Origin of the sequence: Streptomyces sp. NPDC047971 (assembly GCF_040653355.1) — a bacterium.
In the GTDB taxonomy this organism is placed as follows: domain Bacteria; phylum Actinomycetota; class Actinomycetes; order Streptomycetales; family Streptomycetaceae; genus Streptomyces.
Genome location: NZ_JBEZNW010000006.1, coordinates 1 through 26,404 on the forward strand (window position 1 = coordinate 1; position 26,404 = coordinate 26,404).

Here is a 26,404-nt window from a genome sequence, read left to right on the forward strand (position 1 = left end):
CTCGTCCGACAACGTCAACTCGGCCTTCGGCCGCCCCGTCCGCGCCATGCAGCAAGCCTACACATCTGAACAGAATTCCCGACTCAGAATACTAGCGGAACACGCCCGTGTGGCCGAGGGAGTAGCGGCCGGGCTGGGGGTAGACCGCGAGGCCGTGGGGGCCGCCGCCCACGGGGATGCGGGCGAGCTGCTTGCCGGTCGCGGTGTCGATCGCGTAGACCTCGGAGTCGTAGCGTCCCGAGAGCCACAGCACCTTGCCGTCGGCCGACACGCCGCCCATGTCCGGGGAGCCGCCGTCCGGCAGCCACCACTTCTTCGTCAGCTCGTTCTTCCCGAAGTCGAAGACCGAGATGGAGCCCTCGCCCCGGTTGGGGATGTACATCTCCTTGGAGTCGCGGGACACGTAGAGGCCGTGGGCGCCCTTGCCGGTCGGCATCAGCCGCGGAGGGGTGAACTTCTCGCCGTCCAGGACCCACATGCCGTGGGCCATCATGTCGGCGATGTAGAAGGTCTTCCCGTCCGGGGAGAGCTTCACGTCCTGCGGCATCGCCCCCTGGAAGGGCAGCCTCTGCTGGCCGATGACCTCCATCTTCGCCGTGTCGACCTTCAGCAGCTCGCCGGAGAACTCGCAGGAGACGACGAAGTACCGCCCGTCCGCGGAGAAGTCGGCGTGGTTGACGCCGTAGCAGGAGACCGGGACGGTCTTCTTGCGGTCCATGGTGTGCGGGTCGCGGAAGACGAGCTCCCGGTCGAGGGAGGCCATGACGACGGCGTACTTGCCGTCGGGCGTGAAGTAGAGGTTGTACGGGTCGTGCACCTCGACGGGCTTGCCGGCGGTCCCGGTGGCGGGGTCGATCGGGGTGAGGGTGTGGCCGCGGTTGTTGTTGACCCAGAGCGTCTTCAGGTCCCACGAGGGGACGACGTGCTGCGGCTGGACGCCGACGGGGATGGTCTCGATCACCTTGTACGTCGTCGGGTCGATGACGGAGACGGTGTTGGAGTTGGTGTTGGGCACGTAGACCCGGGACGGGAAGTCCTTGACCACGGGCGAGAGCCGGCCGGGCCGGTCGGCCGCGTAGACGTCCTTGGGGTCGAGCAGCGGCGGCATCCCGGGCAGGCCGTCCGTGGCGGCCTCCTTCGGTACGGCCGGGCGCGCCACCGCCTCCTTCTTGGCGCCGCCGCGGGGCTCGGCCCCGTCGTCGGCGGCGCCGCACCCGGCGAGCGCGGCGAGCAGCGTGGCGGCGAGGAGGCTCTTCGATCTCTTGGTGAGTGGCAGCATCAGGTCAGCAGCTCCGTGGTCGTCACCGCGCGCAGGCCGCGGCGGTCGAGGTCGGCGAGGAGGGGCGGCAGGGCGGCGAGCGTGTCGGGGTAGCCGAGGTGCAGGCTCACCACCGACCCGTTGCGGATCGGCCCGGTGACGTTGCGGACGACGGCCGCGGCGCCGGGCGAGGTGAAGTCGAGGGAGTCGACGTCGTACGAGAGCACGTGCGGGTAGCCGGCCCGGCGGGCGGCCCGCTGGACGGCCGGGCTCGCGCCGCGCCCCCTGGAGGGCCGGAACCAGGTGCCGATGGAGCCGGTGAGCCGGCGCAGCCGCGCGGCGCAGGCGCTGATCTCCGCATGCGCCTCGTCCTCGCTCATGGCGTTGACGTCGAGGTGGCGCTGGGTGTGGTTGCCGAGGTCATGGCCTCCGTCGAGGATCCGGCGGGCCATGTCGGGGTGGGTGTCGAGCCAGTCGCCCACGGCGAGGACGGTGACCCTGGCGCCGCCCTTCTCCGCCGCGGCGAGGACGGCACGGGCGAGGGCGGGGTCCCCCTGGCCGTGGAAGGTCAGGGCGACCTCGGGGCGGTCGCGCGGTCCGTTGGTGATCTCGACGGGACGGCCGGGGAAGCGGCGGGGGGCCGGGGCGGCTTGCACGGGGGCGGGCACGGGGCGGTGGGGCGCGGGGCGGGCGTCGGTGCCGCAGGCGGTGGTGAGCGCTCCCGCGACGGCGGCCGCCGCACCGGCCCGGAGTGCGCCACGGCGGTCGGTCGGGGTCACGCGCCCATTTAAGGCCCGCGATGCCCGTTTTCTAACGATTGGGCCAATTCAGGACGTTTGCGGGTCGCGCGCCGACGTCGACCGTGCGGTCGAGTCGATGAAACAAGCGGTGAACGCCATACTTATTCACCATTTACAAGGTGGGTGCTCTAGGTCACCAACGATTCATCGGAGAACTATCACCCTTTGACCGATTTTGCCCCACTAGGGACTTTTGGCGGGATGGCCCGCCGTCTGCCATAGTCGAAGACACGACCCCCATTGACCCGGGCCAGGTCGTTTTCACGGCCGTGGATACACCCCCCCGATCCACGGCCGTCCTCACGGAAGCCCCCAGGCGCCCCACAGCGGCGGACGGGGGCTTCTGTGCGTCCGGGGCGTCCGGCGCAGACCCGCGACCGCCAGTCCGAGCGGAGGGGAGGTCAGCGGTCCGAGACGCGCATCTCGAACCAGGTCGTCTTGCCCCGCGGCTGCAGATCCACGCCCCAGCGGTCGGAGAGCTTGTCGACGAGGAAGAGCCCGCGCCCGCTGATGTCCAGCTCCTGGACCGGCATGAGGCACGGCAGCCCGCGCGAAGGGTCGCGCACCTCGATCCGGATCCAGCCGCGGCGACGCAGCATCCGCAGCCCGAAGACCCGGGCGCCGGTGTGCCGCACGGCGTTGCCGACGAGTTCGGAGACGAGCAGAACGGCGTGCTCGGCGATCTGCGGGGACAGCGCCCACTGACGCAGAACGACGCACTGGGTGAGCCTGCGGGCGACGGCGGCGGACTCGGGACGGGACGGCAGTCGCACGTCCTCCTCGGCCGGGTTCCCGTACAACTCCAGCGTTTTGAGGGCCTGTTCGTCCTCGGCTGTCGGCACCCACCGCGCTGCGGTCGCACCGCCGTGCTGCCGCGGTTGTTCCACACCCTCCAGGCCCGCCATGCCCCCCATCATGGCCGGACGGAACGGGCCGCGGGGCCGTTCCGCGGGAATCAGGGCCCCGGAATCGGCAATTCCGCCGAATTCATAGGGCATATGCCCTTGGCGGACGGCGGTACTGACGAGTAGGGTACCGCCGGCCGCCCCGGGAGCCGGAGATCAGACGAACTTCGCCTTGCCCGGACCCTCCTCGACGAAGCTGCGCATCCCGCGCTCGCGGTCCTCCGTGGCGAAGAGACCCGCGAACCAGGTGCGTTCGATCGCAAGACCGGTGTCGATGTCGGCCTCCAGACCCTGGTCGATCGCCTCCTTCGCGGCACGCAGCGCGATGGCGGGACCCTGGGCGAGCTTCGCGGCCCAGGCGTGCGCCTGCTCGTACACCTCGGCCGCCGGAACGACACGGTCCACCAGGCCGAGCGTCAGCGCCTCGTCGGCCTTGACCATCCGGCCCGTGAAGATGAGGTCCTTGGCCTTCGACGGGCCGACCAGACGGGACAGCCGCTGGGTGCCGCCGGCGCCGGGGATCAGACCGAGCAGGATCTCGGGCTGGCCGAGCTTGGCGTTGTCCGCGGCGATCCGGTAGTCGGCACACAGGGCCAGTTCGCAGCCGCCGCCCAGGGCGTAGCCGGTGATCGCGGCGACGACGGGCTTGGGGATGCGGGCGATCGCGGTGAAGGAGTCCTGGAGCGCGCGCGACCGCTTGACCATGGCCGCGTGGTCCATGACCTGCATCTCCTTGATGTCCGCGCCCGCCGCGAACACCTTCTCGCCGCCGTACAGGACCACGGCCCGCACGTCGTCGCGGTCGGTCGCCTCCCGGGCCAGCTCCAACAGCCGGTCCTGGGTGGCGATGTCGAGGGCGTTCATCGGGGGACGGTCGAGACGGATGGTGCCGACGCCTTCGGCGACTTCGAGGTTCACAGTCATACCCGGCAGGTTAGCCGCCGTTAACGACGGCGGACCCGGTGCTGTTGCTCACAGCACCGGGTCCGTCGTACGAGGTGGTCCGGGAAACTACTTGATCCACTCCGACCAGGACATGTTCCAGCCGTTCAGGCCGTTGTCCGGAGCGATCTGCTTGTCCTTCGAGTTCTTCACGACCACCACGTCGCCGATGAGCGAGCGGTCGTAGAACCAGGCCGCCGGGGTGGAGCCGTCACCGGCGCCGCGCGCGTCCCGCAGACCGACGCAGCCGTGGCTGACGTTGGCCGAGCCGAAGGTGCCGGGCGAGGCCCAGTAGTTGCCGTGGACGAAGGTGCCCGAGTTCGACAGACGCATCGCGTGCGGCACGTCCTTGATGTCGTACTCACCGCCGAAGCCGACCGTGGCGCCGTTCATCCGGGTCACCTTGTACTTCTCGCTGATGACCATCTGACCGTTGTACGTGGTCGTGGACGGCGCGCCCGCGGTGATCGGGATCGTCTTGATGATCTTGCCGTCGCGCTCGACCTTCATCGTCTTCGCGGTGGCGTCGACGGTGGAGACCTGACGGCGGCCGATGGTGAAGGAGACGGTCTTCTTCTGCTTGCCGTAGACACCCGGGCGGCCCTCGACGCCGTCCAGGTTCAGCTCGACCTTCACCTTGGTGCCGGCGGCCCAGTAGTTCTCCGGGCGGAAGTCCAGGCGGTCGTTGCCGAACCAGTGGCCCTCGATCTCGACGGCGGGCTCGGCGGTCACCTTGATGGCCTTCTCGACGGCCGCCGGGTCGGTGATGCCCCGGGTGAAGCGGATGGAGACCGGCATGCCGACGCCGACGGTCGAACCGTCCTCGGGCGTGTAGTGGCCGATGAAGGTGTTCTTCGGGGTCAGCGTGGTGAAGGTGGTGTCCTTGGCCGACTCACGGCCCTCGGCGTCCTTCGCGATCGCGTGGACCTTGTACTGCGTGCCCGCCGCCAGGTGGCCGACCGGAGTCCAGTTCGAGCCGTCCGCGGCGATCTTGCCCTCGACCTCGGTGCCCTTGGAGTCGGCGACGGTGACCGTGGTCAGCTTGCCCTGCTCCGCCGTCACCTTCAGCGCGCCGCTGGTGGCGACCGAGTCGGCACCGTCCTTCGGGGCGATCGTCACGACCGCCTGCGAGGCCGCGTTCTCCTGCTTGCCCCCGCTCTGCGCGGGGTCCTGTCCGCCCTTGCCGCCGCCCGCCGGGTCCCCGCCCCCGCACGCCGTCAGCACCAGGAGCAACGCTCCCACAGCCAGGGCCTGCAGACGTGCGCCCCCGCGCCGCCGTCCACGCCCCACCCCGGCCGATATCGGCTGCCCGTTCAAAATGGTCGTCTCCCCTCGCACGGCCTGGTCTCACCACGGCCCGCACCCCCGCGCGCATCCTCCGCGCACACGGCGCTAGATAATCACACCGTAGGACACGAAAGTTCCACGCGAATGTCACCGTTCAGTCCCAGTCGATCCGGGAACCGTGCACGTGAGACAGGTCAGCGAGGGGACGACGAGGGGCTCACCGCAGGGCGGAGCCGGCCTTCCACCGGTCCCACTCCATGTTCCATCCTCCGAGCCCGTTGTCGGGAGCGACCTTTCGGTCACGGGAGTTGACCACTTCCACCACGTCACCGATGAGGGTCCGGTCGAAGAACCAGCCCGCCGGGGAGTCCGCGCTGCCGCCCTTCTCGTCCCGCAGACCGATGCAGCCGTGGCTGACGTTGGCCGAGCCGAAGGTCGAGGCATCGGCCCAGTAGTTGCCGTGCAGGAAGGTCCCCGATTCGGTCAGCCGCATCGCGTGCGGTACGTCCTTGATGTCGTACTCGCCGCCGAAGCCGACCGTGCGGCCGTCCATCCGCGTCACGTCGAAGAGCTCCGTGACCACCATCTTCCCGTTGTACGTGGTGGTCTTCGGGGCACCGGCCGTGATCGGCACGGTCGCCAGGACGTCACCGTCCCTGCGCACCTCCATCGTGTGCGCCGCCGCGTCGACGACGGACACCTGGGAGCGTCCGACCGTGAACCCGACCGTCTTGCGCTGGATTCCGTACACCCCCGGCGCGCCCTCGACATCGCGGAGCGCGAGGTCGACGGTCACCTTGGTACCGGGCCGCCAGTACTCCTCCGGACGGAAGTCGAGCCGCTCCTCGCCGAACCAGTGGCCGACGACGTCCACCGGCGGCTCGGAGGTGATCCTGATGGCCCGTTCGACCGCCTCCCGGTTCTCGACGGCCCGGTTGAAGGCGAACGAAACGATCATGCCGGTGCCGACCGTCGAACGGTTCTCCGGCTTGAAGTAGCCGATGAACCGGCGCTCGGGCACGACGGTGGTGAACGTCGTGTGCCGGGCGGAGCGCCGGCCGTGGGCGTCGAGCGCCACCGCGTCCACGCTGTACTTCGCGGCGAGCGCGAGCCGCGCGCCGGCCTTCGGCCGCCACCGCAGCCCGTCCTCGCTGATCGCGCCGGGGACCGCGGTCCGCTGGGCGTCCTCGACCTGGACGACGGTCACCCGTTCGAGGCGTCCGCTGTCCACCCTCACCTCGACGGGCCCCTCGGCGGACACGGCCCGGCTGCCGTCCTCCGGGCTGATCCGGATGACGTCGCCGGGTGCCCGCGCCTTCCCCGGCAGCGAGATGTCGATGCCTCCACCGCCGCCGCCACCACCCTTGTCGGTGCAGCCCACAAGCCCGGCCACCAGTCCCGCCGCCGCCAGGGCGAGCCCCGCGCCGGCCCTCACCCGCTTCATTACGTGTTTCACGCCCGGCCCAACGACAGCCACCCTCCAGGGGAAACGTGCGTGCGGGTCATGTTGGGAGACCGGTCGGCCGGGCAGAACAGGTGGGAGGACCACGTGCGGGGAGTCGCGGCCGGGACGCCGCGCCCTCCGCGACATGGGGGTACCTCCCATGCCGGTGGCTGTGGGGGAGGGCCCGACGAGCCGCGGGAGGCCGACAGGTGTCGAGCGCAGCCGAGCAGGAGGCGGTACGGGACGGAGTGGGGCTCTCCGCTGCCCCGGGGCCGCCCCGGCCCGTGGTGTGGCCGGGGGCGCCCACCCCGTTGGGCGCGCGGTGCCGGGTGGGACCCGACGGGGTCGCCGGCACCAACTTCGCGCTGTGGGCGGGTGGGGCGGAGGCCGTCGAGCTGTGCCTCTTCGACACCGACGGCGCGGGTCGGGAGACGGAGAGACGGCTGCCGCTGACCGAGCTGACCCATGAGATCTGGCACGGCTTCGTGCCGGGAGTGGGGGCCGGCCAGCGGTACGGCTTCCGGGTGCACGGCCGCTGGGACCCGTGGACGGGCGCCCGCTGGAACCCGGCCAAGCTGCTCCTCGATCCGTACGCGCGAGCCGTCGACGGGGACTTCGCGCTGCCGCCGGAGGTGTACGGGCACGTCCGCGACTGGCCGCAGCAGCATGTCGCCGACACCGTGCGGGACGACCGCGACTCGGCGCCGTTCGTCCCGAAGGGCGTCGTCGTCCTGGACGACGACGACTGGTCCGACGACCGCCGGCCGAAGACCCCCTGGCCCGACTCGGTCATCTACGAGCTGCACGTGAAGGGCTTCACCAAGCTCCACCCGGGCATCCCCGAGGAACTCCGGGGCACCTACGCCGGGCTCGCGCACCCGGCGGCGATCGAGCATCTCGTACGGCTCGGGGTGACGGCGGTCGAGCTGCTCCCGGTGCACCAGTTCGCCCACGAGGACCATCTGCTCCGCAGGGACCTGCGGAACTACTGGGGCTACAACTCCATCGGCTACTTCGCCCCGCACGCCGGCTACTCCTCGTCGGGGACCGCGGGCCAGCAGGTCGGCGAGTTCAAGCGGATGGTCCGGGCGCTGCACGCCGCCGGGATCGAGGTCATCCTCGACGTGGTCTACAACCACACCGCCGAGGCCGGCGAACTGGGGCCCACGCTCTCCCTGAAGGGCATCGACAACCGCGGCTACTACCGGCTCCAGTCCGACGCCCGCCGGTACGCCGACTACACGGGCTGCGGCAACACGCTGCACGTGGTCCAGCCCCAGGTGCTCCGGCTGATCACGGACTCGCTGCGGTACTGGGTGACGGAGATGGGCGTCGACGGCTTCCGCTTCGACCTGGCTGCGGCGCTCGCCCGCTCGATGCACGACGTCGACATGCTCTCGCCCTTCCTCGCGGTCATCGCCCAGGATCCGGTGCTGCGGCGGGTCAAGCTGATCGCCGAGCCGTGGGACGTCGGGAACGGCGGCTACCAGGTCGGCGCCTTCCCGCCGCTGTGGACGGAGTGGAACGACCGCTACCGCGACGCGGTGCGGGACTTCTGGCGCGGCGCGCTGCCCGACGTACGGGACCTCGGCTACCGGCTGTCGGGCTCCAGCGACCTGTACGCCTGGGGCGGCCGCCGCCCCTACGCCTCGGTCAACTTCGTCACCGCCCACGACGGGTTCACGTTACGAGACCTGGTCACCTACGAGCGGAAGCACAACGAGGCCAACGGGGAGGGCAACCGGGACGGCACCGACGACAACCGCGCCTGGAACTGCGGCGCGGAGGGCGAGACCGACGACCCGGAGATCGGCGCGCTGCGCCTGCGCCAGCTGCGGAACCTGCTCACGACGCTGCTGCTGTCGACCGGGGTGCCGATGCTGGTCGCGGGCGACGAGATGGGCCGCACCCAGGGCGGCAACAACAACGCGTACTGCCAGGACAACGAGACGAGCTGGCTGGACTGGTCGCTGCCCGAGGACCCCGGACGCCGGGAGCTGCTGGCCCTGACCCGCCGGCTGCTCGCCCTGCGGCACGCCCACCCGGTACTGCGCCGCCGCGCGTTCTTCTCCGGCCGCCCGCAGCGCGCGGACGGCCTGCGGGACCTGGCGTGGTTCACGCCGGGCGGCCGGGAGATGACGGAGCAGGACTGGTACGCCCCCGCGGCCACCCTGGGCCTCTACCTCTCGGGCCGCGACATCCCCGGCCGGGACGCGCGCGGCGCGCAGATCACCGACGACAGCTTCCTGGCGGTCCTCCACGCGGGCCCGCGCCCCCTCGCGTACCGACTGCCGGGCCCGCCGTGGGCGGAGTCGTACGAGCTGGTGCTCGACACCACGCTGGAGGACCAGGGCCGCGCCCCGGGGACGATCCACGCGGGCGGCTCGACGGTGACGGTGGGCGCGCGGTCGGTGCTGCTGCTGCGGGTCGGGGGGTGAGGGACCCGGAACGGCGAGCCCTCGGTCAGGTGCGGCCCAGGATGCCGCGGTCGTACGCGACCGCGACCGCGGCCGCGCGGTCCTTGACGTCCAGTTTCCCGTAGATGTGCGTCAGATGGGTCTTCACGGTCGCCTCGCTGATGAAGAGCTCGGCGGCGATCGCACGGTTCGAGGTGCCCTTGGCGACGAGTTCGAGGACCTCGCGTTCGCGTGCGGAGAGGCTCTCGTCCACCGGGGCGGCGGGGGTGCGGACACGGGAGACGAGCCGGGAGGCGACGGCCGGGGACAGGACCGTGCGGCCTTCGGCGGCCGCCCGGACCGCGGCGAACAGCTCCTCGCGGGGCGCGTCCTTGAGGAGGTAGCCGGTGGCACCGGCCTCGATCGCGGGGAGCGTGTCCGTGTCGGTGTCGTACGTGGTGAGGACGAGGACCTGGGAGCGGGCCCCGCGCCGGGTGAGTTCGGCGATGGCGTCGACGCCGTTGCCGCCGGGCATCCGCAGGTCCATGAGGACGACGTCCGGGTCGAGGCGCAGGGCGAGTTCGACGGCCTCGACACCGTTCGACGCCTCGCCGAGGACCTCGAAGCCGGGGGTGCCCGGGGTGCCGGGGGTGCCCGGGGTGCCGGCGGTGAACATGCCGCGCAGGCCGTCCCGGACGACGGGGTGGTCGTCGACGATCAGCAGGGTGATGCGCGGGTTCTCAGCCATGGTGCACCAACGGTACGCGGGCGGAGACCGCCGTTCCCTCGCCGGGCCCGGTCTCCAGGGTGACCGCACCGGTGAGGCGTTCGGCGCGGGCCCTCATCCCGTCCAGGCCGAAGCCGCCCCCGCCGGCGCGGGCGGGGACGGCGCCGGGGTCGAAACCGCGGCCGTCGTCCCGTACGTCGAGGGTGATCTCGTCGCCCATGTAGGAGAGGGTGACGCCGGCCCTGGACGCGCCCGAGTGGCGCTCGGCGTTGGCGAGGGCTTCCTGGGCGATGCGCAGCAGAGTGGCGGCGACCTCGTCGTGCAGGAGTTCCTCGGTCCCGGTGACGGTGAACCGGGCGCTGATGCCGGTGCGTTCGGACCAGTCGGAGACGGTCTTGCGCAGCGCCTCGGGGAGCGTGTCGTGCTCCAGGGCGATCGGGCTCAGGTTCTGCACGGAGCGGCGTGCCTCACCGAGGCTGTGGCGGGCGAGGTCGGCGGCGCGCTGGACGTGCACCCGGGCGAGCTCCGGATCGGGGGTGGCGGTGACGACCTGGAGCTGGGCGATGATCCCGGCGAGCCCCTGGGCGAGGGTGTCGTGGATCTCGGCCGCGAGCCTCCGCCGCTCGTCGGCGACCCCGGCCTCGCGGGCCTGGAGGAGCAGTTGGGCCTGCAGGGCCGCGTTCTCGTCGAGGGCCTGTTCCAGACGGGCGTTGGTGCGGGCGAGTGCGGTGATGGTGGCGGCCCGCTCGGCGGCCTTCTCGGCCTCCTTCGCACCGAGGTGGGAGAAGACCACGGCGAGGCAGGCGTTGAGGATGAAGAGGCCGGCGAAGACGAACCAGTGGACGAGCGTCGCGGGCGGCAGACCACCGGACTGGGAGCCGGCCATGGTGACGGCGGTGACGAGGAGCCCGGCCGGGGCGAGACGGCGGGGCAGGAGGTGGACGGCGTCGAAGTAGCCGATGCAGGCGTAGACGGCGAAGAAGGGGTTGAGCCAGGTGAGCGCGAAGGCGAGCACGGTACGCAGGGCGAAGTAGCAGAGGGACGCGGTGCCGGGAGCGCCCGGAACGAGTCCCTCGCCCTCTTCGTCGAGTCCGGCTCCCCCGCCGCCGGCGGTCCCCCCGACGGCGGCGGCCTCCGGGCCGGCGGGACCGGCGCCCGCCTCGTCGGGAGCGGTCCCCGCGGCCTCGACCCGGCGTTGGCGGGCGTCCCAGCCGAGTTGGAGGGCGAGCGCCGCGACGAGCAGGACCGCGGCGGCCGCCGTCTCCGTACGGTCCATGATCCGGTCGGCGGCCGCGGCGCCGAGGACCGTGGCGAGGGCCAGCAGGCCGTGGGGTCCCCAGCGGAAGAACTGCCGCCAGCGCTCCTCGACCGTCGTCGCGGTCATCGGCTCTCCCCTCGCCGTCACTCCCAGCGGAACCAGCGGGCCGCCGTGGCGGTCAGCACGACCGTCCACAGGACCATGGTCCCGAGCGCCGCCCACCCGGGCCAACCTCCCGACGCGGCGGCGTCGAGGGCCTGCGAGGCGGCACCGAACGGCGCGAACCCGACGATCCGCTGCAGCGTATCCGGCATCGCCTGGACCGGGACCCAGACGCCGGCCGTGAACATCGTCGGGAAGAAGACGGCCGACCCGACCGCGGTGGCGATCTTCTGCGTACGGCAGACGGCGCAGACGGCGGCACCGAGCGCGAGGCCCCCGGCGATCGCGAGCAGCAGCGCGAGGACGTACCCGGGGAGGTTCTGCGGCAGCCGGACGCCGAAGGCCAGCCGGCCCACGACGACGACGAGCGCGGAGGAGAGGAGCGCGGCGGCACCGTGCAGGGCGATCTGGGCGGTGAGGAGGGAGGCCGGGCGGACCGGGGTGGTCGACATCCGCCGCAGGATGCCGCGTTCGCGGTAGCCGGCGAGGACGGGAGGCATCGCCTGGATCCCGGCCATGATCATGGCGAAGAGGACGGAGACGGGGACGTAGAGGTCGATGACGCGGCGGCCGCCCAAGTCCTCGGACACCTCGCGGAAGGACGGGATCAGCCCGAGGATCACCAGGAGGAGCGTCGGCGAGACCATCACCCAGAACAGTGCGCCGGGTTCGCGGGTGAAGAGACGTACCTCGGTCTTCAGGACCATCGTGGTCGCGGTGCTCATCGGGGGTCGGCTCCTGTCAGGTCGAGGAAGGCGTCGTCGAGGGTGGCGTCGACGACCCGCAGTTGGTGGGCGGTGACGGCGCGCCGGGCGAGGAGCCTGATGAGCGCGTTGACGGTCTCGTCGGTGCCGGTGACGACGGTCCGGCCGTCCTTCGTCTCCACGGCGGCCGCCTTCGGCAGGGCGCGGAGTTCGGCGGGGTCGAGGGGCGTCTCGGCGGCGAAGGAGATCACCTTGGAGGCCGTGGCGCGGCCGATCAGCCCGTGGGGGGTGTCGAGCGCGGCGATCCGGCCCTTGTCGATGACGGCGATCCGGTCGCAGAGGCGCTGGGCCTCCTCCATGAAGTGGGTGACGAGCAGGACGGTCACCCCGCCCGCCCGGACGTCCTCGACCAGGGACCAGGTCTCGCGCCGGGCGCGCGGGTCGAGTCCCGTCGTGAGCTCGTCGAGGACGACGGCGCGCGGGTTGCCGACGAGGGCGAGCGCGATGAACAGCCGCTGCTTCTGCCCTCCGGACAGCTTGCCGAACCGGGCGGTCAGGTGGGCGTCGAGCCCGAGCCGCTCGGCGAGGGCCCGCCAGTCGGCGGGTCGCTCGTAGAAGGAGGCGTACAGCTCCAGCGCCTCCCGTACGGTCAGTTTGGGCTGGAGCTCGCTCTCCTGGAGCTGCACCCCGAGGATCCGGGTGACGTCGGCGTGCCGGCCGACGGGGTCGAGCCCGCCGACCCGTACGGTCCCGGAGTCCGGCACGCGGAGCCCCTCGACGCACTCCACGGTCGTGGTCTTGCCGGCCCCGTTCGGTCCGAGGATCCCGAAGATCTCCCCCTCGGCGACCTCGAACGAGACGCCGTCGACGACGCTCCGGCCGCCGTAGGCCTTGCGCAGGCCCTTCACTTCGATCATTGGCATGTCCCCAGCGTGGCCGCCGAGGCGAGCCACGGGCATCGGCCATCCCGCTCGAAACGCGGTCAACCGATCGGTTGACGGCCGGTACGACTCCGAGGGCGGCCGGGAGCCGAGGCGGTGCCGGGTCCTCCCCCGCCGGGGGGAGCCGAGGCCGTGCCGGGAGCCGAGGGCGGTCGCGCCCTCGACGGGCGGGGTCGAGGGCCGACGGTCAGCCCTGCGCCGCCGCGTGCTCGGCCTCGACCCGGGCCAGGACCCGCTCCTCCGCGAGTCGCCGCGCCGCTGCCAGACGACGGTCGACCACCACCATCGGGAGGGCCCAGAGCCAGCCCCACAGGGAGAAGGAGTCGACGACGCCGGTCGCGACGAGCGTGTAGTTGGTGACGAAGGCCAGGAGTACGCAGACCGCCCAGGCGACGGCCCGGTGGCGGGCCAGGAGACGTACGGGCGCCTGCCCCGGCTCGGAGAGGACGTCGAGGGTCGCGGCGAGCACGGCCGCTCGGTGGTCGTCCGGCCGGGCCGCGACGTACGCCCCCGCGGACTCGCGCACCTGCGGGTCACCGCCCTTGCGCAGCGCGTGCGCGAGGTCCGTGCTCTGCTGCTCGACGGCCCGCCGGGTCACCACGGATCGGGCGTACTGGAACCGGATGTCCTCCCAGTAGCTCCGGGTCCGCCATGCGTGGGCGGCGTCGACGCGCGTGGCCTCGGGGGACCCGGGGTCCAGCTGCTTGATCCTGGCGGTCAGTTCGACCGCGCGGGCGGCACGCCCCGGGTAGCTGAACCCGTCGGCGCGCAGACAGAGCTCGGCGTACCCGGCGAGCAGTCCGAGGTGGTCGGGGTCGAGCTTCAGACCGGCCCGGAACGCCTCCTCGGCGCGGTCGTCATGGTCGTCCTCGTCCTCGACGGCGTGTCCGGCGGCGAGCCAGCAGTACAGATCGGCCGTCGGGCCGAGGGCGTCGAGGCCCTCCCTCGCCACGCGCCGGACCGCGGCGCTCCCGCCCGCCAGGTAGAGCTGCTCGCAGCGCTCGCGGTACGTCTCGGCCCCTGCCTCGGTTGTCGTCATGCGGTCCCACCCCTGTGTACGTACCCCGGCTCCGGGGTCGGGAAAGTCTGTGGCCTGCTGGTTTGCGCGTCAAGGGGCCGCTCGGGAGGGCTGCGACGGGGGGAAAACCAGGTGAGGGTTGTCAGTGGTGAACCCTAGGCTCGGACCTGATGCCCGGAGAAGATGTAGTCGCCAAGGAGTCCCCCGACCGCTCGGCCGTGCGCACGCTCCTGCGCCTGTGGCCCTATGTACGACCGGTGCGCGGGCGGTTGGTCACGGCCGCCGTCGTCGCGATAGTCGCCTCGTGCCTTTCGCTCGTCATTCCGCTCGTCCTGAAGTGGATGGTCGACGGGCCCGTCGCCGCCGGTGACCCGGGCGGCGTGTGGCTGGGCGCGCTGTACCTGCTGCTGCTCGGGATCGCGGAGGCGGTGCTCTTCGGCTTCCGGCGATGGCTGGTGGCGCGGCCGCTGGCCGGGGTCGAGGCGCGGATGCGGGCCGATCTGTTCGCGCGTCTGCAACGCCTGCCGATCGCCTTCCACGACCGGTGGGCCTCGGGTCAGCTGCTGTCGCGCGGCACGACCGATCTGATGCTGCTGCGGATGTTCCTCGCCTTCCCTCTGACCTTCCTGCTGGTCAACGGCGTGACGATCCTCGCCGGTTTCGTCCTGCTGCTCGGCCAGGACTGGACGCTCGGCCTGGTGCTGCTCACCCCCGTCGTCCCGCTGGTGATCCTGTGCTCGCTGTTCGAGACGAAGTACTCCGTGGTCGCCCGGCGCGCCCAGGACCAGGTCGGCGATCTGACCACCGTGGTCGAGGAGAGCGTCCTCGGCATCCGGATCGTCAAGGGCTTCGGCCGGCACCGCAGCCAGGCCCTCGCCTTCCGTGAGCTGGCCGAGCGGCTGCGGGGCACCGAGCTGGTCAAGGCCCGGCTGCTCGCCGGGATCTGGGCGCTCATCACCGTCCTCCCGGAGCTCGCGATCGGCGCGGCCCTCGTCCTCGGCACCGTCCAGGTCGCCGACGGCGAGCTGTCCGCCGGCACGCTCGTCGCCTTCCTCTCCACGGCGCTCGCGCTGCGCTGGCCGGTGGAGTCGATCGGCTTCCTGCTGGCGTTGAGCCAGGAGGCGGCGACCGCGACGGAGCGGTACTTCGAGGTGATGGACGAGGCGGAGGAGAGGCCCGGGCCGAGGCCGGAGTCGTCCCGGCCGCATGCCGCGGGCGCCACCCCGCCGGACGGTGTGCGGTTCGAGAACGTCACCTTCCGCTACCCGGACGCGCCGGACGACACCCCGCCCGTGCTCGACGGCGTCGACCTGCACATCCGGTCCGGCGAGACGCTCGCGCTGGTCGGCGGCACCGGCTCGGGCAAGACCACCCTGACCGCGCTGGTCCCGCGGCTGCACGAGGCGACCGCGGGGCGCATCCTGCTCGACGGCGAGGACATCACCCGCATGGAGCGCGAACGGCTGCGCGCGCTGGTGTCGGTGGCCTTCGAGGAGCCCACGCTGTTCTCCGCGAGCGTGGGCGAGAACGTGCTCATGGGCACGGGGGCGGAGGCCGGCGAGCCGGAGCTGCGGCGCGCGCTGGGGGTGGCCCAGGCGGAGCGGTTCGTGACCGCGCTTCCCGAGGGTACGGCGACCCAGGTGGGCGAGCAGGGCCTGAGCCTCTCCGGTGGCCAGCGCCAGCGCCTCGCCCTGGCGCGCGCGGTCGTCGGCCGGCCGCGGTTCCTCGTCCTCGACGACCCGCTGTCCGCGCTGGACGTCCACACCGAGGCCCTGGTGGAGGCGGCGCTGCGGGAGGTCCTGCGCGAGACGACCGCGCTGGTCGTGGCGCACCGCCCGTCGACCGTCATGCTCGCGGACCGCGTCGCGCTCCTCTCGGAGGGCCGGATCACGGCGGTGGGCACCCACGACGAACTGCTGCGGAACAACGCCGAGTACGCCTGGCTGATGTCGGGCGAGGGAGACGAGGAGCGATGACGGATCCCCTGACGACCTCAGCGACGGACACGGAGCGGACGGCACCGCGGCACGCTCCGCAGACGCCGGCGCCCGCACCCGTCGGGACGGCCGGGACGGGTTCCGGTCCGTCCACGGCCGGGGGCCCCGGGGCAGCCGATCCCTCCGCCGCCGGGAAGCCCGGCGCCGGTACGTCGGCGGCCGGTCGGGAGGACCCCTTCGACCGGGACGACCTGCCCACCGCGCCCGGGGCCACCGGCGCGCTGCTGCGTTCGCTGCTCTCCGCGCACCGCGCGCGGGTGGCCGTCGCCGCGCTCGTGCTGCTGGTCCAGCAGGCCGCCGTGCAGGCCGGTCCGCTGCTCGTCGCGTACGCCATCGACCACGGGGTGCCCGCCATCAGGGACGGCGACCACGGTCCCGTCGTGGCCGTCGCCGTCGGGTATCTCCTGTGCGCGGCGGCCGCCGGACTCCTCCAGTACGCCTTCGTCCGCGGCGCCGCCCGCGTCAACCAGGACGTGCTGCTCGACCTGCGCGGCCGGATCTTCCGCCACGCCCAGGTGCTCAGCGTGGACTTCCACGAGCGGTACACCTCCGGCCGGCTCATCTCCCGCTCCACCACGGACGTGGAGTCGCTGCGGGAGCTGCTCTCCGAGGGGCTCCAGGAGCTGATCGGCGTCGTGCTCGCGTTCGTGTACATCTCCGCGATGCTGCTCTGGCTGGACCTGGGAATCGGCGCGGTGGCCGTCGCCTCCTTCGTACCGCTGTATCTGCTCGTCCGGGTCTACCAGCGGCGCGCGGCCCTGGTCTTCGCCGAGCGGTCCACCGCCATCGCGGGTGTGATCGTGAAGTTCGCGGAGACGATGAACGGGATCCGGCCCGTGCGGGCCTTCCGCCGGGAGCGGGCCAACGACACCGAGTTCGCCGCCCTCAACCACCGCCACGAGCGCAGCAACGGCGACGCGCTCCTGGAGATGGCGCGCTATGTCGTCGGTTCGCGCCTCGTGGCGAACACGGCCGTGGCCGGCATGTGTCTGTGGGGCGCGTACCGGGTGGCCGGGGGGACCCTGGCGCTCGGTGTGCTGGCGGCGGCGGTGCTGTACATGCGGCGGTTGTACGACCCGATCGACCGGCTCGGCATGTTCCTCAACTCGTACCAGTCGGCGGCCGCGTCGCTCGCCAAGATCGCGGGTCTGCTGGCGCAGGAGCCGGGTGTCCCGGAGGCCGTCTCGCCCAAGGAGCTCCCGGCTCGCCGGGACGGGACGCCCGGGCGCGAGGTCGTCTTCGACGGGGTGCGGTTCGCGTACCGGACGGGCGGCGAGGTGCTGCCCCGCTTCGACCTGACGATCGCGGCGGGCCAGACGGTCGCGGTGGTCGGCTCCACGGGCGCGGGCAAGTCGACCCTCGCCAAGCTGCTGGCCCGTTTCTACGACCCCACGGAGGGGCGGGTCCTGCTCGACGGGGTCGACGTACGCGAGCTGTCGACGCCCGACCTGCGGCGGGGCGTGGTGATGGTGACGCAGGAGGCGTTCCTGTTCTCGGGGACGGTCGCCGAGAACATCGCGATCGGGCGCCCGGACGCGACCCGGGCGGAGATCGAGCAGGCGGCGAAGGCGATCGGCGCGCACGAGTTCATCGCGGGTCTGCCGGACGGGTACGACACGGACGTACGGAAGCGGGGCGGCCGGATCTCGGCGGGCCAGCGGCAGTTGGTCGCCTTCGCCCGAGCGCTCCTGGCGGATCCGGCGGTGCTGATCCTGGACGAGGCGACGAGCTCCCTGGACGTGCCGGGGGAACGGGCGGTGCAGCGGGCGATGGACACGGTGCTGGCCGGCCGGACGGCCGTGGTGATCGCCCACCGCCTGTCGACGGTGGAGATCGCGGACCGCGTCCTGGTCATGGAGCACGGCCGGATCGTCGAGGACGGCCGCCCGTCGGACCTGGTGCGCGGCGAGGGCCGCTTCGCGACCCTCCACCGCGCCTGGCGGGACAGCCTGGTGGGCTGACGGACGGTGCTCCGCCGCGCGCGAGACGGGCCCCCGGGGCGGACGCCGCCCGGCGGGACCCACCGGACGCGTCGTGCCGGACCGCGCGGGGGCACGTGCCGGCACGCGACGGGGCACGCCGTACCGGCCCGCCCGGCGGGACCCACCGGACGCGTCGTGCCGGCCCGCGCGGGGGCACGCCGTACCGGCCCGCGCGGGGCCCGTCGTACCTGAGCCCGGCGGGCCCGCCCCCGGCCGGTCAGGCCCGGCGCCCTCGCAGCAGCGCCAGGCACACCACCGCCGCGAGGACCATCACCCCGGCCGCCCCGTAGGCGGCCCCGTTCAGCGCGGACGTGAACGCGGATCTGGCCGCGTCCAGCACCTCCCCCGGAAACCCCATCGCACCGCCCAGCGTCTCCCGTGCCGCCGCGGGCGCGGACGCCGGCATCTCTGCCGTGTAGACGGCGGCGCCGACCGAGCCGAGGATCGCCATCCCCAGCGCCCCGCCCAGCTCCGTGCCCGATTCCAGCACCGCCGCCGCCGCGCCCGCCCGCTCCGGCGGGGCCGCGCCGAGCGCGCTCTCGTTGGCGAGGGTCATCGCCGAGACGAGACCGGAGGCGTAGACGGTGGCGCCGAGCAGGACGACCCACAGCGGAGTGTCGGCGTCGATGAGCGTCAGCAGGGCGAAGCCGACCGCCGAGAACAGGAATCCGCCGGCCATCACGTGCGCCCGGTCCACCCGCCCCGCGAGCACCGCGGCCAGGGGCGCGGCGACCATGACGCCGGCCGAGGGCGCCAGGCTCCACAGCGCCGCTTCCAACGGGCCCTGGCCGAGGACGGACTGCAGGTACTGGGTGAGGAAGACGGCGAAGCCGACGGTCGCGACCATGGCGAGCAGGTTCACCAGCACCGACCCCCCGTACGCCCGCTTGCGCAGCAGCGCGAGGTCCACCATCGGCTCCGCGAGCCGGCTCTGACGGCGCAGGAACACCAGGCCGACCAGGAGGCCCGTCGTGACCGCGAGCGCCGGCAGCGGGCTCCAGCCTTCCTTGGCCAGCTCCTTGATGCCGTGGATCAGCGGCAGCAGCGCGGCCAGCGACAGCAGCGCGCTGGTCCAGTCGAACCGGCCGCGCGCCGTCGCGCCTCGGGACTCGGGAAGGAGTGCGGGTCCGAGGAGCAGGAGGAGGGCCATCGCGGGCAGGTTGATCAGGAAGACCGAGCCCCACCAGAAGTGTTCGACGAGCGCGCCGCTGACGACCGGTCCGAGGGAGATCCCGCTCGCCATCACGGTGGTCCACAACGTGACCGCCTTGGCCCGCTGTGCCTCGTCGCGGAAGAGGGTGCGGATCAGGGCGAGCGTGGACGGCATCAGGCAGGCGCCGGCGACCCCGAGGAGCGCCCGGGCGGCGATCAGCGCGCCGGGGCTGTGGGCGTAGGCGGCGGCGACGGACGCGAGGCCGAAGAGCGCGGCGCCGCCGAGGAGCAGCCTGCGCCGGCCGACGCGGTCCCCGAGCGCCCCCATGGTGATGAGGAGTCCGGCGAGGACGAAGCCGTACATGTCGAGGATCCACAGCTGCGCGGTGGCCCCGGGGTGGAGGTCGGCGCTGATGGAGGGGATGGCGAAGTAGAGGATCGAGACGTCCATGGAGACGAGGAGGAGCGGCAGCATCAGCACGGCGAGCGCGGTCCATTCGCGGCGGCCGGCGAGGAGGTGTTCCGGTGGTGTCGTGAGCGTCATGCGGGGAGCGAAGCAGCCGTCCGCGTACGGTGCCACGGTCGCCCTAGTGCACCTCACCCCCCTCCGGAGAAGCGGCAGTTCAGGGCCGCGTACGCGGATCGAGGTGCACTAGTACACTGCCGCGGTGACCCCTCCGCCGCCCTACCTCGCCATCGCCGCCTCGATCCGTCGGCGGATCCTCTCCGGCGAGCTGTCCGCCGGTGATCGGGTGCCGTCCACCCGGGCCATCACGCGTGAGTGGGGTGTCGCGATGGCGACGGCGTCCAAGGCGCTGGCGGCGCTGCGCCAGGAGGGTCTGGTCCGGCCCGAGCCGGGTGTCGGCACGGTGGTGGCGGCGCCGGCCTCGGCGCGGCCTGCGACGGGGCTCACCCGGGAGCGGATCGTGCGCGCGGCGCTCGAACTGGCGGATGCCGAGGGCCTGTCCGCGCTCACGATGCGCCGGGTGGCGACCTCGCTGAACACCTCCACGATGGCCCTGTACCGCCATGTCCCGGGCAAGGGCGAGCTGGTGCGGCTGATGACGGACGCGGCCTGCGGGGAGGTGCCGCTCGGGCCGGTGCCGGCGGACTGGCGCACGGGACTCGAGCAAGGGGCGCGGTGGCTGCGCGGGGTGTACACCCGTCACCGGTGGATGGCGCAGGCGATGGCCTCGTTCACCCGGCCGATCGCCTCGCCGAACGCGATGGCGTATCTGGAGTGGGTTCTGGGGGCGCTGCGCGACACGCCGCTGACCCCGTTCGAGAAGCTCCACACGCATCTGGCGATCTTCGCCTACATCCAGGGCCTGGCGCTGGCCGACGATCTGGAGGAGCAGGCCCGCCAGGACACCGGGATGTCGGACGGCGAGTGGATGGACCAGAACGAGCCACGGTTCGACGCGATTTCGGCCGGGGGCGCCTATCCCCTGCTCGACGCGCTCTCGACGGGCGCGGACTTCGAGGTGGACCTGGAGTCGCTCTTCGAATTCGGGCTCCGGAGAACGCTGGACGGCGTGGCGGCCATGATCGACGAAACGTCCGGTTAACGAACACGACCTTTCGGGCACCGGACGATTTCCGGCCAACTTGTTGACGCGCTCCTGACAGACGCCCGTCACTGCTGCCAATCTCTCCCCGACTCGTAAGAGAGTTCGCGCTTCACAGGTACGTGCTCCACAGCTCTGTTTGCTCTGCCCGGACCGTCCCACCCAGTGGTCCGGTACCCCCCTCGCAAAAGGAGTCTGCGTGAGATCCACGCCCAGCCGTCGCGCCACCGCGACCGGCGCTCTGATCGCTGCCGCGGCCATGATCGCCGTCGGCGTCCAGACCGGTTCCGCCTCCGCCGACGACCCCGGCCTGCCCATCGCCCCCAAGGCGCAGGCCGCGGGACAGGCCAACCCCGGCAAGCTCCCGGCCGACCTCTCCCCCGCCCAGCGCACCGCGCTGATACGCGCGGCCGACGCCGACAAGGCGGCGACCGCCAAGGCCCTCGGCCTCGGCGCGCAGGAGAAGCTCGTCGTCCGCGACGTCGTCCAGGACCGCGACGGCACGACCCACACGCGCTACGAGCGCACCTACGCCGGACTCCCCGTCCTCGGTGGCGACATGGTCGTCCAGGAGACCAAGGCGGGCGTGACCCAGGGCGTCACCAAGGCTTCCCGCGCCGAGCTGAAGAACGTCGACACGACCGCCGACGTCGCGCCCGCCGCCGCCGAGAAGCAGGCGCTCGGCGCCGCCGCCGCGGAGGGCTCGAAGAAGACCGCCGCCGAGCGCGCCCCGCGCAAGGTCGTCTGGATGGCGCAGGGTTCGCCCGTCCTCGCGTACGAGACCGTCGTCGGCGGCCTCCAGCACGACGGCACCCCGAACGAGCTGCACGTCGTCACCGACGCCACCACCGGCGCGAAGCTGTACGAGTGGCAGGCCGTCCACACCGGCACCGGCAACACGCAGTACAGCGGCCAGGTGACGCTGGGCACCGCGCCCTCGTACACGCTGACCGACACCGGCCGCGGCAACCACAAGACGTACAACCTCAACCGCGGCACCTCCGGCACCGGAACCCTGTTCTCCGGCGCCGACGACATCTGGGGCGACGGCACCCCGCAGAACCTGGAGACCGCGGGCGCGGACGCGCACTTCGGCGCCGGGGTCACCTGGGACTACTACAAGAACGTGCACGGCCGCTCCGGCATCCGCGGTGACGGCGTCGGCGCGTACTCCCGGGTCCACTACGGCAACGCGTACGTCAACGCCTTCTGGCAGGACTCCTGCTTCTGCATGACGTACGGCGACGGCGCGGGCAACACCAAGCCGCTGACCTCGATCGACGTGGCCGCGCACGAGATGACGCACGGCGTCACCTCCAACACGGCCGGCCTGATCTACAGCGGCGAGTCCGGCGGTCTGAACGAGGCCACCTCCGACATCTTCGCGGCGGCCGTCGAGTTCTACGCCAACAACGCCCAGGACAAGGGCGACTACCTGGTCGGCGAGAAGATCGACATCCGCGGCAACGGCACCCCGCTGCGCTACATGGACAAGCCGAGCAAGGACGGCTCGTCCAAGGACGCCTGGTACTCGGGCATCGGCAACATCGACGTCCACTACTCCTCGGGCCCGGCGAACCACTGGTACTACCTGCTCTCCGAGGGCAGCGGCGCGAAGACCGTCAACGGCGTCAACTACGACTCGCCGACCTCCGACGGCCTGCCCGTCACCGGCATCGGCCGGGACAAGGCGTCGCTGATCTGGTTCAAGGCGCTCACCACCAAGTTCGGCTCGAACACCAACTACGCCGGTGCCCGCACCGGCACGGTCGCGGTGGCCACCGAGCTGTACGGCGCCGGCAGCCCCGAGGTCCTGGCCGTCGAGCACGCCTGGGCCGGCATCAACGTGGGCTCGCGTCCCGGCGGCGGCGAGCCGCAGCCGGGCAAGGTCTTCGAGAACGCGGCCGACGTGTCCATCCCGGACAACGGCGCCGCCGTGACCTCCACGGTCAACGTCACCGGCATCACCGGCAACGCGCCCTCCGCCCTCAAGGTGGACGTGAACATCGTCCACACCTACCGCGGTGACCTCGTCGTCGACCTCGTCGCCCCCGACGGCTCGGTCTACAACCTGCACAACCGCTCCGGCGGCAGCGCCGACAACCTCGTGCAGACCTACACCGTGAACGCCTCCTCGGAGGTCGCCAACGGCGCCTGGAAGCTCCGCGTCCAGGACCGGGCCGCGATCGACACCGGCTACATCAACAGCTTCAAGCTCACCTTCCCGTAACACCGGGTGAGTGACGGACGCCCGGAGGGTTCGCTCCCTCCGGGCGTCCGCGCGTTCCCTAGGCTGGTGGGCATGATCAGGGTGCTGCTCGCGGACGACGAGGCGATGATCCGGGCCGGGGTGCGGGCGATTCTCGGTGCCGACCCGGGGATCGAGGTGGTCGCCGAGGCCGGGGACGGGCACGAGGCCGTCGAACTCGCCCGCAGGCACCGTCCGGACGTCGTGCTGCTCGACATCCGGATGCCGAGGCTCGACGGGCTCGCGGCGGTGGGGGAACTGCGCCGTGCGGCCCCGGAGACGGCGGTCGTGATGCTCACGACCTTCTCCGAGGACGAGTACGTCGCCCGAACCCTCGGCTCGGGGGCGAGCGGCTTCCTGCTGAAGTCCGGCGACCCGAGAGAACTGCTCGCGGGGGTACGGGCGGTGGCCGCCGGGGCCGCGTTCCTCTCCCCCGAGGTCACCCGACGGGTCATCGACCGGCTGCCGACCGGCCGGCTCTCCCGCGCGGCGGAGGCCCGGGAACGGCTGGAGCCGCTGACCGGGCGGGAGCGGGAGGTCGTGTCCCTGGTCGGCGCGGGCCTGTCGAACGGCGAGATCGCGGCGAGGCTGTTCGTGGTGGAGGGCACCGTGAAGGCCCATGTGAGCGCGGTCCTGGCCCGCCTCGGTCTGAAGAACCGGGTACAGCTCGCGATCCTGGCGTACGAGGCGGGGCTGGTGGATCTCGCCTGACGGCCGGGACCGTTGACTTCGGTCAGGGGTCCGGCTCCCGCCTCTCCGGCAAGCTGGGGGGATGCGTCGTGAACGGCTTCGGGATCTTCTGCTCGACCTGGGACTCTGGGCACTGCTCGGCACCCCCGTGCTCCTGCTGCTCGATCCCCATGACGGGGGCTCCTGGCGGCAGATCGCCGTGGGGGTCGTCGTGCTCGGCGCGGCCGTGGCGTGCTGCCGTGCGCTGCCGCTCGTCTCGCTCGCCCTCGTCGTCGCGCTGAGTCTCGCCACCTCCCCCGAGCTCTTCACCGCGCCGTACGCCCTCGCGCTCGTCGTCTTCGGCTATCTCGCCGGACGGCGGCAGCGGCGCACCCGGGGCGCGCTCGCGCTGTTCGCCGCGGTCGCGGTGGTCGGCTTCGCGCTCGTCCCGCTCGCGGACGGAAACGTCTCCCAGGGGTTCACCGTCGTCCTGGTCCTCGCCCTGGCGATCGTCGCCCCCTGGCTGACGGGCCGGTACGTCCACCAGTACGCCCGGCTCGTCCGGGCCGGCTGGGAGCTGGCCGCGCGGATGGAGCGCGAACAGGCCGTCGTCGCCGACCGGGAGCGGCTGCGTGAACGCTCCCGGATCGCGGGCGACATGCACGACTCGCTCGGTCACGACCTCGCGCTGATCGCGCTGCGCGCCGCCGCGCTGGAGGTCGATCCGGAGCTCGGCGCCCGGCAGCAGGCCGCCGCGGGGGAGCTGCGCGTCGCGGCCGCCGACGCGACGGCCCGGCTGCGGGACATCATCGGTGTCCTGCGGGCGGACGAGGGGACGGGGCCGGCCGCCGCCCCGACGGCGCCGGTCGGGGAGACGGTCGAGCAGGTCGTGGAGCGGGCCGGCGCGTCCGGACTGCGGGTGGAGCTGACGGTGACCGGCCCCGGCGGTGGGACACCGCCGATGGTCGACCGCGCGGTCCACCGGCTGGTGGTGGAGTCCCTCACGAACGCGGCCAAGCACGCGCCGGGCGCCCCGGTCCGGGTCGCGCTGGCGCGCGCGGACGGCACGCTGACGGTGTCGGTCTCCAACGGCCCGGCCACCGACGCGGTACCGGACGTCCCGCACCGCCGCGCGGGCACGACCGGCGGCACCGGCCTCGTCGGGCTGGACGAGCGGGTGCGGCTGGCCGGGGGGCGGCTGCGTCACGGTCCCGACGGAGCGGGCGGGTTCGCCGTCGTGGCGGTGCTGCCGCTGGAGCCGGGCGCCCCCGCGTCCCCCGCCGAGCCCGTCGCCGTACGGGAACGGGACCTGGCCCGGCGGGCGGTGCGGCGCGGGCTCGCGCGGGCGATCTGGATCCCCCTCACGCTCGTCGCCGCGCTCGGCCTCGTGATGCTGCTCTTCGGGCTGTGGACGCAGTCCCGGTCCTTCCTGGACCGGGACGACTACGTCTCGCTGCGCGTGGGCGACCCGCTCTCCGCGGACGCCGAACGGCTCCCGCCGCACCCGCTGGACGGCCCGCCCGCCGACGCGCCGCCGCAGCCGCCGGGCATGGACGGGTGCCTGTACTACCGGGCGACGATGACGGCCGCCGTGCCCGTCTACCGCCTGTGCCTCGTCGACGGGCGGCTCGCCGACAAGGCGGTCGTGGGGTGAACCGGCGTCAGTTCGGGTTCCCCGCGTGCGTCAGGGTCTCCCAGGAGACGAAGTAGTTGTCCGTGCCGGAGGGCCGGTGCGCCTCGGTGTAGATCCGGGTGTTCGTCATGGAGATGCCCATCCGGCCCTGGAGGGCGTTGAAGCCGACCTCCGTCACCCGCCCCAGGCCGGGCTTGACCGTTCCGCCGCAGAGCCAGGACGGGACCGCCGTGCCGTTCTCGTACCTGGTGTGGAAGCCGAGCGCGTGCCGCAGCCGTTCGGAGACCTGGGGGTAGAGGTCCGCGCCCTGGATGCGGCTGGTCTCGGCGGTGTGGACGGCGGCGGCGAGGCCCCAGCCGGTGTGGCCGAAGTCCCGGCAGGTCTCCTGGGAGAGGCCGTCCGCGAAGGTGGACTGGCCCTGCCAGTACTTCACGATCTCGTCCCGGGTGTCGATGGAGCTGTTCGGCGGCGGCGCGGGCGTGGCGCCGTCGGTGGAGAGATAGATGTACGCGGGGACCCGGCCGAGATAGGCCTTCACGGCCTTGTCGTAGGCCGCCCGGTCCTCCAGGTGGACGGCGATGCCGAGGGCGGCCTCGGTCATGATGAGTTCCCAGTTGCCGTTCTTCGTCGCGGCCCCGTTGATGATCTCGGGGAGGTAGACGGTGCGGAGCATGGTGGCGAAGCGGCCGGAGTTCGCCCAGCCCCCCGTGTAGGTGTGCTTGATGATCTCGGCTGCGCGAGGCCAGGAGGAGCCGGCCCAGCCGGTCTGGAGCGGGGCGTTGGAATTGGTGTGGTCCTTGATCACGGCCGACCAGGCGTCCATGATCTCGATCGCCTTCCTGGCGTGGCGGTCGTCCCGGGTGATGTACCAGGCGAGGGCCTGGGTGTAGGCGGCGACGGCGTCCTGACGCTCGTCCGTGCAGCCGTGGTTGGGGTTGGAGGACGAGCCGCACTCGACGATCGCGCGCGGTCGGGGCGTGCGGGTCAGGGAGGCGTAGGAGCTCGCCATCATCTGGTCGTGGGCGGCTTTCCAGGGCTGGGCGCCGGCCTGCACCTTCGACCGGACGAAGTCGAGTTGGGGCCGGGACACGACGACGCCGGGGTGGGTGAAGGCCGCGGGGGCGGCCGCCGGGGCGGGACCGGCGGCCCGCGCCGGGGCCGGCTCGGGTCCGGCGGCGGCCGTCGGCGCGAGTGTGACGGCGACGGCCGCCGCCAGGGTGGCGGCAAGGGCGGGGACCAGGGCTCTGAGGCGCATGTGGGGGGTGCCTTTCGTTCCTGTATGTGAACGTCGAGCGGATGAATGAACTCCGCGT

At 72.5% G+C, this 26,404-nt stretch carries 20 protein-coding genes; 7 read left to right on the top strand and 13 right to left on the bottom strand.

The window, feature by feature from the left end; genetic code table 11:
• Positions 1 to 91: 91 nt before the first annotated feature.
• From AB0D99_RS08095 to AB0D99_RS08120, 6 genes are all read right to left on the bottom strand, one after another.
• Positions 92 to 1,279 carry a hypothetical protein gene (locus AB0D99_RS08095; RefSeq protein WP_362358173.1) on the bottom strand — a complete coding sequence of 396 codons (1,188 nt, stop codon included), beginning with the start codon at positions 1,277 to 1,279 and terminating at the stop codon, positions 92 to 94.
• The gene (locus AB0D99_RS08100; RefSeq protein ID WP_362358174.1) at positions 1,279 to 2,037 is read right to left on the bottom strand and encodes a polysaccharide deacetylase family protein; all 759 of its coding nucleotides are present in this window, start codon (positions 2,035 to 2,037) and stop codon (positions 1,279 to 1,281) included. Before AB0D99_RS08100 ends, AB0D99_RS08095 begins: the two co-directional genes overlap by 1 nt.
• Positions 2,038 to 2,459: 422 nt before the next feature.
• On the bottom strand, positions 2,460 to 2,963 hold the full coding sequence (locus AB0D99_RS08105) for an ATP-binding protein (RefSeq protein ID WP_362358175.1): 504 nt from the start codon (positions 2,961 to 2,963) through the stop codon (positions 2,460 to 2,462).
• A 156-nt stretch (positions 2,964 to 3,119) separates the two neighbouring features.
• Positions 3,120 to 3,887, bottom strand: coding sequence for an enoyl-CoA hydratase-related protein (locus tag AB0D99_RS08110; protein WP_362358176.1), 768 nt, complete (start codon positions 3,885 to 3,887; stop codon positions 3,120 to 3,122).
• Positions 3,888 to 3,974: 87 nt separating this feature from the next.
• On the bottom strand, positions 3,975 to 5,222 hold the full coding sequence (locus AB0D99_RS08115; RefSeq protein ID WP_362358177.1) for an Ig-like domain-containing protein: 1,248 nt from the start codon (positions 5,220 to 5,222) through the stop codon (positions 3,975 to 3,977).
• 187 nt (positions 5,223 to 5,409) lie between these two features.
• Positions 5,410 to 6,636 (bottom strand): Ig-like domain-containing protein, encoded by a 1,227-nt coding sequence (locus tag AB0D99_RS08120; RefSeq protein WP_362358178.1) that lies wholly within the window; start codon positions 6,634 to 6,636, stop codon positions 5,410 to 5,412.
• A 248-nt stretch (positions 6,637 to 6,884) separates the two neighbouring features.
• Here AB0D99_RS08120 and glgX point away from each other — a divergent pair, with 248 nt between their 5' ends.
• Positions 6,885 to 9,074 carry a glycogen debranching protein GlgX gene (glgX, locus tag AB0D99_RS08125; protein ID WP_362358374.1) on the top strand — a complete coding sequence of 730 codons (2,190 nt, stop codon included), beginning with the start codon at positions 6,885 to 6,887 and terminating at the stop codon, positions 9,072 to 9,074.
• A 25-nt stretch (positions 9,075 to 9,099) separates the two neighbouring features.
• On the opposite strand, the gene AB0D99_RS08130 is transcribed toward glgX, so the two are convergent.
• The 5 genes from AB0D99_RS08130 to AB0D99_RS08150 all read right to left on the bottom strand — a co-directional run bounded on the left by AB0D99_RS08130 (position 9,100) and on the right by AB0D99_RS08150 (position 13,863).
• Positions 9,100 to 9,780, bottom strand: a complete 681-nt coding sequence (locus AB0D99_RS08130; protein ID WP_362358179.1) for a response regulator transcription factor — start codon at positions 9,778 to 9,780, stop codon at positions 9,100 to 9,102.
• Entirely contained in the window at positions 9,773 to 11,143 is a 1,371-nt protein-coding gene (locus tag AB0D99_RS08135) for a sensor histidine kinase (RefSeq protein ID WP_362358180.1), read from the bottom strand. Before AB0D99_RS08135 ends, AB0D99_RS08130 begins: the two co-directional genes overlap by 8 nt.
• Positions 11,144 to 11,160: 17 nt before the next feature.
• Positions 11,161 to 11,904 carry an ABC transporter permease gene (locus AB0D99_RS08140; protein ID WP_362358181.1) on the bottom strand — a complete coding sequence of 248 codons (744 nt, stop codon included), beginning with the start codon at positions 11,902 to 11,904 and terminating at the stop codon, positions 11,161 to 11,163.
• Positions 11,901 to 12,806: an ABC transporter ATP-binding protein gene (locus tag AB0D99_RS08145; RefSeq protein ID WP_362358182.1), complete on the bottom strand. Its 906-nt coding sequence runs from the start codon at positions 12,804 to 12,806 to the stop codon at positions 11,901 to 11,903. The genes AB0D99_RS08140 and AB0D99_RS08145 overlap by 4 nt, the downstream gene beginning before the upstream one ends.
• A gap of 205 nt (positions 12,807 to 13,011) precedes the next feature.
• Positions 13,012 to 13,863: a hypothetical protein gene (locus tag AB0D99_RS08150; protein ID WP_362358183.1), complete on the bottom strand. Its 852-nt coding sequence runs from the start codon at positions 13,861 to 13,863 to the stop codon at positions 13,012 to 13,014.
• A 149-nt stretch (positions 13,864 to 14,012) separates the two neighbouring features.
• Between AB0D99_RS08150 and AB0D99_RS08155 the strand changes: the two genes are divergently transcribed.
• Both AB0D99_RS08155 and AB0D99_RS08160 read left to right on the top strand, forming a co-directional pair.
• Positions 14,013 to 15,818: an ABC transporter ATP-binding protein gene (locus AB0D99_RS08155; RefSeq protein WP_362358184.1), complete on the top strand. Its 1,806-nt coding sequence runs from the start codon at positions 14,013 to 14,015 to the stop codon at positions 15,816 to 15,818.
• Positions 15,815 to 17,800 carry an ATP-binding cassette domain-containing protein gene (locus AB0D99_RS08160; RefSeq protein ID WP_362358185.1) on the top strand — a complete coding sequence of 662 codons (1,986 nt, stop codon included), beginning with the start codon at positions 15,815 to 15,817 and terminating at the stop codon, positions 17,798 to 17,800. The genes AB0D99_RS08155 and AB0D99_RS08160 overlap by 4 nt, the downstream gene beginning before the upstream one ends.
• A gap of 238 nt (positions 17,801 to 18,038) precedes the next feature.
• Here AB0D99_RS08160 and AB0D99_RS08165 read toward each other — a convergent pair whose 3' ends face one another.
• Complete coding sequence (locus AB0D99_RS08165; RefSeq protein ID WP_362358186.1) at positions 18,039 to 19,517, bottom strand: MFS transporter; 1,479 nt, start codon at positions 19,515 to 19,517, stop codon at positions 18,039 to 18,041.
• 124 nt (positions 19,518 to 19,641) lie between these two features.
• On the opposite strand from AB0D99_RS08165, the gene AB0D99_RS08170 reads away from it, so the two are divergent.
• The 4 genes from AB0D99_RS08170 to AB0D99_RS08185 all read left to right on the top strand — a co-directional run bounded on the left by AB0D99_RS08170 (position 19,642) and on the right by AB0D99_RS08185 (position 25,112).
• A complete protein-coding gene (locus tag AB0D99_RS08170) occupies positions 19,642 to 20,541 on the top strand; it encodes a TetR/AcrR family transcriptional regulator C-terminal domain-containing protein (RefSeq protein ID WP_362358187.1) in 900 nt (299 codons plus the stop codon).
• Positions 20,542 to 20,740: 199 nt separating this feature from the next.
• Positions 20,741 to 22,771, top strand: a complete 2,031-nt coding sequence (locus tag AB0D99_RS08175) for a M4 family metallopeptidase (protein ID WP_362358188.1) — start codon at positions 20,741 to 20,743, stop codon at positions 22,769 to 22,771.
• A gap of 72 nt (positions 22,772 to 22,843) precedes the next feature.
• A complete protein-coding gene (locus AB0D99_RS08180; RefSeq protein WP_362358189.1) occupies positions 22,844 to 23,500 on the top strand; it encodes a response regulator transcription factor in 657 nt (218 codons plus the stop codon).
• Between the two features lie 61 nt (positions 23,501 to 23,561).
• On the top strand, positions 23,562 to 25,112 hold the full coding sequence (locus AB0D99_RS08185) for a histidine kinase (RefSeq protein ID WP_362358190.1): 1,551 nt from the start codon (positions 23,562 to 23,564) through the stop codon (positions 25,110 to 25,112).
• Positions 25,113 to 25,119: 7 nt separating this feature from the next.
• Here the strand turns inward: AB0D99_RS08185 and AB0D99_RS08190 are convergent, their stop codons facing one another.
• Positions 25,120 to 26,346, bottom strand: coding sequence for an alginate lyase family protein (locus AB0D99_RS08190; RefSeq protein WP_362358191.1), 1,227 nt, complete (start codon positions 26,344 to 26,346; stop codon positions 25,120 to 25,122).
• Positions 26,347 to 26,404: the final 58 nt, after the last annotated feature.